Raw genomic sequence first — 12736 nt, 5'->3', positions numbered from 1 at the left:
TTGTAAGCGGTTACTTTCAGCTGTTTTCCTATATAGGCCGTTCTTCTTGAAAGAGAGGGACAATATACGGTCCATCACTCTGCTGTATCGAAAGATCGAGATTAGATAAACGGGTACGTCAGAAAACAACTATTTATGCAAAGGCCATGTTGATTGATTTCTTCTCCTCATGAGGAAACATCCTTTCACGGCCTTATAAAAATAAAATGCTGTGTAGTACGATATATGAATCGCATTACAAGCATAGTACCAACAATTGAAAAAGTGAAAAACAAAGATGATATTAATAGTGAAATTTGAGGTAAATAAACTTGGATGTGCATCGATCATTGAACCAAATGGATAAGCTGGCAATCCGCTGAGATCAACATGATGTGGGTGGATTCTATGTGATGATATAAACCTTTCTATGTTAAAAATATATAAAATAAGCTTATAAAAATATGATAAAAATCACACAAAGTCATTTTCTCGTGAAATTTTGAGCAAATTGTTACATTTTCTTGTGTTCTGTGATGGGTTTTAGTGGATTTCCTTGGAGGGGTAATTTACTTGGGTGTTGTTTAGGAGGAAATTTCCTAAATATAATAGCCACCGCCATGGCCAGCGGTGGCCTAGTTTTTCATCTGAACATTTAAGCATGTGACAAAATATACTGTTTCTTGGTAAGCAAGATCAATTGTCTGAAGAGGATTTTTGTTTTCTGCCGCTGCACTTCTATTTCCCTGCACAATGCCTGATATTCATAAATCAAGGTGTCAAGTTCCTGGCTGCGCCGCACTGTTTCATCACTTGTATACCCAGTTTCGAGTGCAGCAGCTATCATCAATTCCCGGACGCGATCAATTTCTTTCAATAAAGCATTTTGCGTTTGATACACTTCTAAAATCTCCTCTACTACTTTAATTGCTTAATAAAATAAATAGATTACTTGAAGAATTATTGCAAATGCTTGGATGAATGTAAATAGAATCGCAAAATAAGACAATTTTCATTCCCGAAATTTTTTTCTTCGACAAAGTTTGCGAATTTTTATGATGACTGGCTTACTTTTTCGTTTTCGTAAATTGGCACCCAGCCCTCAGTGGTAACGAAAATCCTGACCGCGACCACCTGGCGGTCTTCCTGAAGCGTAAAGTAGTGGCGGATATTTTCAGGAACAGAGATTAAATCTCCCGGATTTAGGAATACTTCAAAAAATTCACCATCTTTTCCCTGGATCACGAATACACCATGCCCGCTGACAATGAACCTTACTTCATCATCTGTATGGTGATGCTCCTGCTTGAAATTTGCAAGCAGCTGGTCAAGATTTGGAGTATTATCAGACAGCGAAATGACATCCTGAGCTTTATAGCCGCGTCGTTCTGAAATATCTTCAATTTCAGCCTTGAATACATCAAGGATCTGCTGCTTTTCTTCGTCAGATAACAGGAACTTTTCCTGCAGGCTGGCGGGCAGCTTATTGATCTCCCATTTCTCATAAATGACTTCCTGAGCATTCAGGAATGCTTCTACCTGTTGTTCCTCACCAATTCTTTCCTGTGTATTCTGCTTTACGATGTATGCCATGTGAATCTCTCCTTTTTATGAGTAAAATTATGTTTTTTAAACCACTTTGAAAAGTTGGAAGGGTTTATGTTCAAGCAGTCTTAATTGATAACGGAATAAAAACTCCGTTGCTTCAAGGATCTTCTTGGCTTCGAATGCATTCCTGCCCCAGACAGTAATACCATGATTACGAATCAGGACGGCTCCAGTATCCCCTTTTACATGTTCGGAAAATGCTTTAGCCAGCGTCGGGATATGAGCATAATTTGGAATAATGGGAATTTTGAGAATGGCATCCTCCTCCCAAAGATCAAATGCCTTAATCAATTCCTGTCCCTTGAATTGAACTTCACCCCTGTCACCATACACCTCGGAAATCACATTGTTGTCAATGGTATGGACATGAAGGCTGCAGCCAGCATTGGTCTTCTTATAGACCTCAACGTGAAGAAGCGTTTCGGCAGAAGGCTTTAAGTGAGTTTCCCCTGCCGGCCGGCCATACTCATCAACAAGTAAAAAGTCCTCATCGGTCCGCTTCCGCTTATCTTTTCCACTAGCCGTCACAAGGAATTGCACCGGTTCACTCTCTACTTTAATCGCCAGATTCCCACTCGTTCCCATGAACCAGTCACGCTCAGCTAATTCGTCTTTCACATCAGCCAGCTCTTGCCATTTTGTTTCTAAAATGCTCATCCTCTCACCCCTGTCTGAATTTTAAGAGCTTCAATACAATCATGGAATGTCTCAAAAGGCGTATATGGAATCTTCCATTCTTCGCATTTATCTTTTAAATAATCCCTCGCAAACACGTAATCTGCCTGTTTAGCTGCTTCAAGGTCGGTCACGGAATCACCGATGACGATTTTATAGATTCCGTCATGACCCAGATTCCTCATGATTGATGGCTTACAACACCCGCAATCATTTGAACATTGATCATCACAGCTGTTCGGCCATTCAATTTTAATTGATTCGCCTGAGAGGTCAGAGCCATTGCAAAAAATGCCTTCAATCGGTCCGAATGATTTGATGATCGGTTCAATGAAAAAGTCAATGCCGCCGCTGACGATATAGACCGGGATCCCTTCCTCTTTCGCGAAATCAAGGAATTCCTGGAACCCTGGACGAATCCTCGCATTTTTCACGGCAAACTCAATGATTTCATCCTTCAGGCTGACTGGAAGGAGGGAAAACATTTTGCCGACCCCTTCCCTGATGGAAATCGTACGGTTCAGTACTCCTTCCTTCAGTTCTTCCCAGCCCTCTGGAGCAAACCGGTTCATGATCGCTATGATGTTATCCTTTTCGGTTACTGTTCCATCAAAATCACAGAAAATGACTGGCTGGCTCATTTTGCCACCGCCTTAGCCAGGCCCCAAAGGTCGATTGCTGCCTTAAGTTCTTCGAATTCAAGAGCACCTTCCTCAAGGGCTTTACCATCGAGAACTGTGTCGATTGCCTGCCTGAAAGCTTTTCCGCCTCCCTGTGCTCCTCCGGGATGGCCATGGACACCGCCGCCAGCATTGATGATTGAATCCAATCCGAAATCCTCTATAAGAAGTGGAACCATTCCTGGATGTATACCGGCGGATGGGACTGGAAATGTTCTCTTGAACTCGTCCTCGGCAATCAATGCCTCAGCGATTGATAGAGCCTGTTGTTTTTCAAGGGCGACACTGCCATAAGGTGATGGGAACAGGGAGAAATCTGCACCAGCATAACGGAGAAGTTTTCCGAGCAGCAAAGAATGGGAGAAACCATATTCATCGGCTGCTGTTAACGCACCGCTTACTGCTGGATGTGCCATGATGGGAATGCCAATCTCATCGTCTTCCCTTAGCTCCTGCAGTACATCAAGTCCGTAGGCAAAAACATTGAACAGCAATGCGTCCGCCCCCAATTCAGCTGCTTTTCTGGCCTTGTCTCTCAGTTGAGTGGTTCTGCCTGTCAGATTAGCAGCATACAGGGTTCTGTGACCGGTAGTTTGATAGACTTCTTCAAGGACCTGTTTTCCTAATATGATTCGCTTTTCAAAAGGAGCAAGCTCATTGTCGAACAAAATTTCGTCATCCTTGATCAGATCAACTCCGCCAAGACTTTGTTCTTTTAACTGTTTTAACAGGAATGGAAGATCGCGGCCAATCACTCCTTTGAAGATACTCATCAGTAATGGCCTGTTATAAACACCCAGCTTATTGCGGATTCCTTCAATTCCGAAACGGGGACCTGGAAAAGCTTTTTTCAATTCATCTCCAAATTCGAGATCGACTAGCTTTATTTTTCCGTCTAGCGATAGCTTGCCGAAAACAGTTGTAAGAATTGCCGGCAGATCCGGAGAAAAATTGATTGCCGGATAAGCGATCTTAATTGTCGCCACAGTATCAGAATTTGCGTCCAGGCCACTGCCTTCAACCGAAACCACTCTTCCCTTATGCTTTTTTAATTGTTTTTGGTCCAGTTCCGGAAGGTCTGTCCAGGATCCCACTGTCAAACCAAGTGCGATGCCCTCCGCCTTTTTCTCTGGATTATGCTTAGCATCATGGACAATGTAAGTTGCTGTAATTTCACTCATGAAGATCAATCCCTTCAAAACTGGTTTTTCCCGGCTATGCGGGGCATAAAAAAAACCTCTTCAAAAAGAAGAGGTTAGGACGTTCACTAAACTCTTCTTATCTTTCAGCTTTCGCTGCAAGAATTAGCACCGTGCCCAGCATTATGCTGGATCGGTTGCCGGGCTTCATCGGGCTCGTCCCTCCGCCTGCTCTTGATAAGAAAATAATTTAATTAAGTTATTTAATTGGTTAAAGTAAATTTATTAATTAGGATTATGTCAGGTTCACAAATCATTGTCAATATCTTTTTTGAAAATTCCTAAGCTTTCGATTCTGGTGACAGCTTCTTTCAATCTCGATTCAGATGTGAGTAAGCCTACACGCACATAGCCTTCACCATGCTCGCCGAACCCAATTCCAGGTGCAACGGCAATATGGGCTTTTTCCAGAAGAAAGTCAGCAAAATCGACCGATGAGGTGAATTCATCAGGAATCTTAAGCCAGGCAAAAAAGGACCCTTTCGGTGCAGTGACCTTCCAGCCAATACTTGTTAAACCGTCAATGAGTATGTTCCTTCTTGATTCATACAAGTCATTCAATTCCGCTACACATTCCTGGGATCCGAGTAATGCTTCCGCTGCAGCCTCCTGGATCGCGCCAAACAAACTGACATACATATGGTCCTGGAGTAAATTGATTGCGGCAATCACACTCTTATTGCCGGCAGCAAAACCCACTCGCCACCCGGCCATATTATACGTCTTAGATAAAGTATAAATCTCGATTCCGACATCCTTGGCACCCTTTGACTGCAAATAGCTATATGGCCGGTTCCCATCAAAGCCAATCGCCCCATAAGCAAAATCGTGGACAACACATATATTATGTTTTTGCGCCAGATCAATTGTCTGGTCAAAGAATGCCTGATCCGCAACCGCACCAGTGGGATTATTGGGATAGTTCAAAAACATCAATTTTGCCTTTTCGAGTTCTTCGGCTCCTAACTCTGTGTAGTCAGGGAGGAAGCCATTTTCTTCTCTTAGCGGCATTTTTATCATCTCTGCCCTTGCCAGCTCCACTCCAGACCAGTAGTCAGGATAGCCAGGATCCGGAACAAGGATCGAGTCTCCAGGGTTCAACAGGCATTGAGGAATTTCCACGAGGCCAGCCTTGCCGCCAAACAAGATGGCAATTTCCTCTTCAGGGTCAAGATCAACGCCAAATTCTCTTTTATAAAACTCAGCTGCCGCTTCTTTTAACGAACGAAATCCCCGGAATGGTGAATACTTATGGTTCAGCGGGTTTTCTGCCGCCGTTTTTAATGTTTCTACAATATGTTCCGGTGTCGGCTGGTCAGGGTTCCCCTGTCCGAGATTGATGACATCGGCCCCTTTTTCAGTATAAGAGCCCACCTTTTGCACGAGCGAAGCAAAAAACTGTCTGGGCAGGCTTTTCAATAATTCTGATTGTTCGAATTCCATTCTCTCACCTGCTTAATAATTTATAAATTTAAAATTTTTTAATTTGAAATTCTAGTCACAAATGATATAACGTAAATAGTAACTTGTAAAGATATAATTTTCAGAAACTATGGCGGTGACTTTTTATGAAACTCAAGATAGCATGCCTGCAAATGGATATTGCTTTCGGAAACCCTGAAAAAAACTATGATGCTGCATCCCGAATGATTGACCGGGCAAGTTCTCATGATCCAGATGTAATAGTCCTTCCCGAACTATGGACAACCGGATATGACCTGGCCAATTTGAATGGCACAGCCGATGAAGGAGCCCAGGAAGCCAAAGTTTTTTTACGTGAAGCAGCTGTGAAGCACCAAACCCATTTTATTGGCGGTTCCGTTGCCAACAAAACAGAAGCTGGCATTGAAAATACAATGCTCATATATAACAAGAATGGTGAGTTTGCGGGAAAATACAGTAAGCTTCACCTGTTCCAGCTTATGGATGAGCACCTATATCTCGCTGCCGGGAATGAAAAAGGCTTGTTCTCTTTGGACGGACATAATTTCGCTGGGCTGATTTGCTATGACATCCGCTTCCCAGAATGGGTGCGTGCCCATGCCCTCCAGGACGTTGAAGCACTTTTCATTGTCGCTGAATGGCCGATCCAGCGGCTTGAACACTGGCGCGCTTTGCTTATTGCCCGTGCCATTGAAAACCAGTGTTTTGTCATTGCCTGCAACCGTGCCGGCGCGGACCCTAACAATACATTTGCCGGCCATTCAATGATCATCAGTCCCTGGGGTGATGTGATTGCTGAAGGCGGAGAAGGCGAGGAAATCCTGTTCGCAGAAATCGATCTTGATCAGGTTAAAGAGGCGAGAAGCAAAATCCCTATTTTTGCTGACCGACGGCCTGAACTTTATTAATGCATAAAGACCGCCAAAAGAACCGCCAGGGACAATGCCTGTGGCGGTTTTTTGGCAGACAATGGAACATCACTCCGGTTTTGCCCACATCTCTTCCGGATTCAATTCGTAAATCCCATTTTCGCGATACATATAGTGATTGATGATGAATTCACGCCTGATTGTAGCATAGTCCTCGTGAAACTTTTTAATATATTCGTTCAACTCTTTTTCTGGGTATTTTTTACCTGTTTTTAAACCACGGACCATGTATTCAAAAATCATCAGCCTCTTCTTCCGCTGGGCCGGAATATTTTTTAATTTGCCGTCTTTTGTCATGAAATTCTCAATGACCTTCTGCCTTTCGATGTTCTGGTCGATCAATGCTTCCACCTCCTCTTCCTTTTTCATGATTAATTTGCCAAGCGACTTGGTCTGCTGCTTAATGACCGACTCGTTCAAATGGAAATAAATTGTGTTCTTGTCCCTGCGCTCAATGATGACATTGACATCACGCAATTTTTTTATATGATGTGTGATCGTGGGCGGCGTGAGGCCTAATTTGCCAGCGATCGCCTGGCCATGAAGCGGACCGCGGGCCAGCAGCGCAACAATTCTTATCCTGGTTGGATCGCCCATTGCTTTATGAAAAGCGACTATTCTATCCAGCTGCATGATGATCTCTCCTATTATTTTATAACTATCTAATTAGGTATGTATCTAATATATACCATTTTCCATTATTTGAAAAGTCTTTTTCATTTTTTATCATGTCTTTTTTCGCATGGCTCATTAGGGTCGGAACAGAGTTGAGTTTTCACCAGGCGAAGTCCTATCTTGGTATAACCTAAGAAACTCCCCCTCCTTCAGTTCAAAAAAAACGCCTGATTAGCAATCAATCAGACGTTTCTTCAGTAATTGGCAAATACAGATGGAAAGTAGTTCCGTGTCCCGGTTCGCTTTCTACTTCGATTGTGCCTCCATGTTCTTCAATGATCTTGAAACTAACCATCAGTCCGAGGCCAGTTCCTCTTTCTTTTGTTGTGTAGAATGGTTCCCCAAGTTTTTCAATTTTATCAGCGGGGATTCCTTCGCCCTCATCCTTGATTGAAATATGTATCTTGTTCCCCGGCGCCTTGCTGATTTCAACGTATACGAATCCGCCTTTTGGCATGACTTCGATGGCATTTTTTATGATATTTATAAAGACTTTTTTCAACTGATTCGGTTCACATAGGAGATTGGGTAAACTGTTGTCATAAATCGTCCTGAATTGAACGTCATGTAGGACTGCCTGGGCTGTCAGAAGGTCTACAGTCTCCTTCATTATTTTCGAAATATCTTCTCTGACATACTTGATAGCCTGCGGCTTGGCAAGGATCAGGAACTCATTTATGATTGAGTCTATCCTCTGGAGTTCTGACTTGATCACCTGGAAATAAAGGGAATACTGATCACCCGAGCTGTTCTCGAGAAGCTGTATGAATCCTTTGAGCGCAGTCATTGGATTTCGGATTTCATGGGCTATTCCGGCTGCCAGCTCCCCTAGTATATTCAACGTGTCGGATTTTCGGAGCTGTGCTTCCATTTCGACTTTTTCAGTGATATTCCTGAAGATAATCAAATTCAGGCTATCGACAAGATGCCGTTTGACCGTGTATTCAAAATGCTTCAACCTGCCATCTTCATATGGGATGGTAAGTCTTCCATCCAGCCTTCCTTTTCGCAGCAGTTCTTCAATTTTTTCATCAAGTAATGTCTCTGATAATCCAAGACTGACGAAAAGCTTCCGAAAATTTTCTTCTTCAAGGTCTTCAGGCTTCAACCCAAGCTTCGCCATGCCGGAAGGGTTGATTTCATAGTGTTTGCAATTTTCATCCCATAGTATCATGCCCTCGATTGAACCCTCGAAGATTTTCCTGAACCTCTCTTCGCTTTTCCGTATTTCCCGTTCCATCCGGTATCGATCACTTGCATCCCGTACAATGGTCATATGGTACCCATCACCAGCATTGAGCTTGACGGTGAATTCCAGCAGCCGCTTTTCCCCGCTAGGCAGCAAGAAGACCGCTTCCTCACGCAGGGCGCCTTTTTCTTTAATGATTTTTTTCATTTCGCTATATTTATCATCTTTTTGATAAATAAAGTCCGAGATTTTATGTTTCAATAATTCATCCAGAGTAAGACCGAAGATTTTGCAGGTCGCTTCATTAGCAGCAATGATCTGACCAGATTTTCCCCAGAACACAATGCCGTCAAGCGCTTCGCGGAATAAGCTTTTTAATAAGCCCCTGTCTTCGAGAAATCTTTCATCAAAAGCTGTATGACTGTCATCTGGATCCAAGTCTAAAGAACAGTCAGTGGCTGCTTGCTGGTCATTTACTATCTCTTTTAAAAAGGAATTTTCTTGTTCTAAAGCGGCTATTTTTTCCTTCAGTGCCTTAATATCATCCTGTCCATTAGCACTCCCCACCAGAAAGCCTCCTTGTCGGATTCCCATTTTTCTAGTAATTTCTACATCGATATTGAAAATCCCTTTTATTTCGTGATTATTTCCTGTTTATTTACTAGACTTTTTGGCAGAGACTGTAGAAACAAAAAAAGCCGGGAATCCCCCCGGCTTCTTAAAATATTATAGATATTCGTTTTCGTGCTTCGCCTTAAGGCGCTGCCATCTTTTTTCAACTTCTTCTTCGAATTCAACAAGCATGTCTTTGTTTTCTTCTTTTAACAAATGCTTTGTTTTTCCCATATATTTTAGCCAGTCTGACAAAGGGATTTTTTTGTTTTTCGCTTCAGGATCATACGTTATGTTCGTGACCCCCTCCTCCACCTCATAAAGCGGGAAGAAGTTGGAATTGACAGCCGCTTCTACGATCGTCTGTCCATAGCGATCTTCTGACTTCCAGTTAAGCGGACAAGTGATCAGCAGCTTGCCATATACAGTTCCAACATTCTGGGCATACCATTGTGCCTTCGCAGCCTTTTTCAAAAGATCCTGAGGGAATGCCTCGGTACCCGTGAAGACATAAGGTATATTGGTTGAAGCCATGATTTGGGCAGTATCCTTATGGTGGAACGCCTTTCCTTTTTGGGCCTTCCCTACATTTGAAGTGCTGGTCATATGCCCAAACGGAGTGGAATAGGAAAGCTGCGAACCTGTATTCATATATCCTTCGTTATCATATTCAAGCATGATCAGTTTATGGCCGCGAAGCGCTGTTCCGATTGCTGATCCCATACCGATATCCATGCCGCCATCTCCGGTTACCATCACGAATGTCGCATCTGCTGACACTTCGATCTCACCGCGCCGCTTCAATTCAAGGAATGCTTCCAGCGTCCCTGACAATGTTGCTGCCCCATTCTGGAACAGGTTATGGATGGTTGTCTGTTTATGGGAGGTGTGAGGATACGCTGTTGTAACAACATACGCACAGCCCGTCTGGAACAGGATGACAAGATCTCCTTCAATGCCTTTGAAGAACATTTCAAGGCCGCCAAAAATACCGCAGCCCGGACAAGCACCATGACCGGAGGCAATACGTTTTGGCTTTGAGGTCAGCGCCCTTAATGGCGGAATTTTAACATTCAGTTTGTTTTTCTCTTCATCCCTTGTTACCTGGATCAGTCCTGATTTATACACGTCACCGTGCTGCGGCTCAATGACAGTCTTTAATGTCTTTTCGGGTTCGCCCGGAATATGTCCGTAGTAGTCGAAAGGTTTTTCAGCATAGCCTTTTTCCATAGCGTCAATCGCCATAGCGAAAAATGCTTCAGCATCATCTGCATAAAAGTCCTTTCCTCCCAGGCCGAACACCCTGCTCAGGACGATGGTTTCATTGTTCCTGTCTTCCTGAAGCGCGGACTTGATTTCATGAGTCAGGTTTGGACCATGCCCGCCGTAAGAATCAGCTCTTTCCCCAACAAGAAGGGATTTCACATTCTTTAAAGCTTCCCTGATTTCCTGTGCTGGGAAAGGACGGATGATGTTAGGGCTGATGACACCAGCCTTGATTCCTTGCTCCCTCAGCCTGTCAACAACATCCTTGGCAGACTCTGCAGCTGAGTTCAAAAGAAATAGCGCTACTTCCGCATCCTCCATTTTATAGAGATCGAGAATGTCATAACCCCGTCCTGACAGTTTCGCATACTTAGCAGCCACTTCTTTATAAACATCTTTCGCTCTGTATATCGCTTCAGATTGCTGGAAGTGGTTATTGGTCAAGTCGTCGCCATTCATATGTGCTCCGATCGTCAACGGCTTCTTGGGATCTCGTGCGAAATTGTATTCAGTCGGTGCCTCTCCTACAAATTTCTGAACGACTGCGCGGTCCTTGAAATAATTCACCTTCCGTTTTTGATGCGACGTAAAGAAGCCATCATAGGCAACCATGACCGGCAGGCGGACATCGGAATGCTCGGCTATTTTCAGTGCCATGATATTCATATCATAAACTGCTTGAGGAGTCCTTGCTGTAAGGATCACCCACCCGGTATTCAAGGCAAAATACAGATCCGAATGGTCACCGCGGATATCAAGCGGACCGCTGATGGAGCGCGTGACCAGGTTCAGAACCATTGGATACCGTGTTCCCGATTGGACCGGAAGCTGCTCAAGCATATACATCAATCCGTTCGCGCTTGTTGCGTTGAACACACGCGCTCCTGTTGCGGCAGCTCCATAGCAGATACCAGCGGAACCATGCTCGCCATCAGCAGGGATCAACTTGATATCATGCTCGCCCCTTGCTTTCATCAGATCGAGATACTGGGCGACTTCTGTTGAAGGGGTGATTGGAAAATAGCCCATGATATGATAATTGATCTGAGCTGCAGCCATTGCCGCCATTTCATTTCCCGATTCAAAAGTGGTCAACTGCTCTGCTGTGCTCATTGCTTTTACGTTCTCTTCAAGAATGGACATTAAGAAACCCCTCCAGTCACATAAGGATAATTTTGTTTTACTTGGTTTTCCTCGGCATAGCCAATCATTTCCCTTAGTTCGCTTAATGCCGTTGTAGGACATGCCTCGACACATTTCAGGCATCCTTTGCAATATTGGTAGTCGATTCCCTTCAGGAACATTTGCTTTCTGCCGCGCTTGTCTTCACCTTCTTCCCAGACAAAGCAATAGTCAGGGCATGCAGTGTCACATGCTGCGCAGTTGATGCAGTCTGCCTGGTTAAATTGCGGCACGAATCCCTGTCTGGAACCGCTTAGATCTTTCAGGATGCTGTTTGCCTGAGTTGTAATGACTCCGCCAAGACCCTGCGTTTCATACCCAAGCAGCGGCATAGGACGCTTGAAACCCTTGCCCTGTGCTCCTTCTTCAAGCTCGTATGTCTTGAACTGGACCTCATTATAGCCTCTTTCGAATGTTCTTATGTTCGGTTCCACCAGATGAGGATATTTCTTTTCGAAAGTTTTACGGATTACATGTTTCATTGCGTCGGGATCAAGAAAGTCAATAATGCGGTACAAGGCACCAAGCATTGCGGTATTCACCTTCGTTTTTTCCTCAACGGCAATTGAAAGTGCATCGACAATCGCGAGTGTTCCATATTCCAGCTGAAGGTCTTGTTTGATTTCATCAAAACCCCTTGTTGAATTCACGAGCAGGATTCCGTCGGGCCGCAAGCCGCTGACAACGTCAACCGTTTTATAAAGCGCTTCATGGAAGACACCGACTACCTGTGGCTCTTCTATCGGACTATGGACTCTAATTTCCGTTTCTGGGTCACAGAACCGGACAAAGCTTTTCACCGGCGAGCCTTTTTTCTCCGATCCATATGAAGAAAAGTTGGAACCATTCAGCCCAAGACCGAGAACTCCTGCCTCGGCAAGCATCTTTCCGGCAAGGTTCGCGCCAAGCCCCCCAATCGATTCAAGTCTTATCTCATAAAACCCTAATTCATTCTTCTTCGGTAAGATAGACATAATCTCCCTCCCAATTTTGTTGTTAAGGTTATTGAATGTGAACATTCCCCACTTTTAATTTTATAGATAACAAAATGATTAAGCTGTGACATATATCAAACATTTGAATTTTTTTATTAGAACACACCCAAAAATAATTCACTTAATCCGTATGCTATAATGAATTCCTTTTATATAACAGAGAGAAAATTGTATTAATACAGCAGTAAACCCTGATTCAGGAAAGTATTCCTGAACCAGGAACCATTTCCTTAATTTTGAGCAAATAGCCTGGTTTGTCTTTGTCTTGAAAAGGGTAAATATAGGTGAGTATTTTTTGGGGGTC

Annotated in this window: 11 protein-coding genes and 1 riboswitch; of the genes, 1 reads left to right on the top strand and 10 read right to left on the bottom strand. The window is 43.7% G+C overall.

Features of this window, described 5'->3' with window-relative positions; all coding sequences use genetic code 11:
- Nucleotides 1–634: 634 nt before the first annotated feature.
- From J7E38_RS04980 to J7E38_RS04955, 6 genes are all read right to left on the bottom strand, one after another.
- Nucleotides 635–880, bottom strand: coding sequence for a Spo0E family sporulation regulatory protein-aspartic acid phosphatase (locus tag J7E38_RS04980; RefSeq protein ID WP_214709852.1), 246 nt, complete (start codon nt 878–880; stop codon nt 635–637).
- Nucleotides 881–1032: 152 nt separating this feature from the next.
- Entirely contained in the window at nt 1033–1572 is a 540-nt protein-coding gene (locus J7E38_RS04975; protein ID WP_214709854.1) for a 1,2-dihydroxy-3-keto-5-methylthiopentene dioxygenase, read from the bottom strand.
- Nucleotides 1573–1608: 36 nt separating this feature from the next.
- Nucleotides 1609–2244: a methylthioribulose 1-phosphate dehydratase gene (locus J7E38_RS04970; protein ID WP_214709856.1), complete on the bottom strand. Its 636-nt coding sequence runs from the start codon at nt 2242–2244 to the stop codon at nt 1609–1611.
- Nucleotides 2241–2903 (bottom strand): 2-hydroxy-3-keto-5-methylthiopentenyl-1-phosphate phosphatase, encoded by a 663-nt coding sequence (locus tag J7E38_RS04965; RefSeq protein WP_214709858.1) that lies wholly within the window; start codon nt 2901–2903, stop codon nt 2241–2243. The genes J7E38_RS04970 and J7E38_RS04965 overlap by 4 nt, the downstream gene beginning before the upstream one ends.
- Nucleotides 2900–4123 (bottom strand): 2,3-diketo-5-methylthiopentyl-1-phosphate enolase, encoded by a 1224-nt coding sequence (gene mtnW, locus J7E38_RS04960; protein WP_214709860.1) that lies wholly within the window; start codon nt 4121–4123, stop codon nt 2900–2902. Before mtnW ends, J7E38_RS04965 begins: the two co-directional genes overlap by 4 nt.
- Nucleotides 4124–4217: 94 nt before the next feature.
- A riboswitch (SAM riboswitch) is annotated at nt 4218–4325 on the bottom strand.
- A 62-nt stretch (nt 4326–4387) separates the two neighbouring features.
- Nucleotides 4388–5584, bottom strand: coding sequence for a pyridoxal phosphate-dependent aminotransferase (locus J7E38_RS04955; protein ID WP_214709862.1), 1197 nt, complete (start codon nt 5582–5584; stop codon nt 4388–4390).
- Nucleotides 5585–5709: 125 nt separating this feature from the next.
- On the opposite strand from J7E38_RS04955, the gene J7E38_RS04950 reads away from it, so the two are divergent.
- Complete coding sequence (locus J7E38_RS04950) at nt 5710–6492, top strand: carbon-nitrogen family hydrolase (RefSeq protein WP_214709864.1); 783 nt, start codon at nt 5710–5712, stop codon at nt 6490–6492.
- A gap of 69 nt (nt 6493–6561) precedes the next feature.
- Here J7E38_RS04950 and J7E38_RS04945 read toward each other — a convergent pair whose 3' ends face one another.
- The 4 genes from J7E38_RS04945 to J7E38_RS04930 form a co-directional block, all read right to left on the bottom strand.
- On the bottom strand, nt 6562–7146 hold the full coding sequence (locus J7E38_RS04945) for a DUF2087 domain-containing protein (RefSeq protein WP_214709866.1): 585 nt from the start codon (nt 7144–7146) through the stop codon (nt 6562–6564).
- Nucleotides 7147–7366: 220 nt separating this feature from the next.
- Nucleotides 7367–8944, bottom strand: coding sequence for a PAS domain-containing sensor histidine kinase (locus tag J7E38_RS04940; protein ID WP_214709867.1), 1578 nt, complete (start codon nt 8942–8944; stop codon nt 7367–7369).
- 159 nt (nt 8945–9103) lie between these two features.
- Nucleotides 9104–11398: a thiamine pyrophosphate-dependent enzyme gene (locus J7E38_RS04935; RefSeq protein WP_214709869.1), complete on the bottom strand. Its 2295-nt coding sequence runs from the start codon at nt 11396–11398 to the stop codon at nt 9104–9106.
- On the bottom strand, nt 11398–12411 hold the full coding sequence (locus J7E38_RS04930) for a 2-oxoacid:acceptor oxidoreductase family protein (RefSeq protein ID WP_214709871.1): 1014 nt from the start codon (nt 12409–12411) through the stop codon (nt 11398–11400). The genes J7E38_RS04935 and J7E38_RS04930 overlap by 1 nt, the downstream gene beginning before the upstream one ends.
- Nucleotides 12412–12736: the final 325 nt, after the last annotated feature.

It is taken from the genome of Bacillus sp. ISL-35 (genome assembly GCF_018613355.1).
GTDB lineage: Bacteria > Bacillota > Bacilli > Bacillales > Cytobacillaceae > Mesobacillus.
The sequence above is the reverse complement of the archived record's forward strand: the minus strand, read 5'-3'. Positions and strand labels throughout refer to the sequence as shown.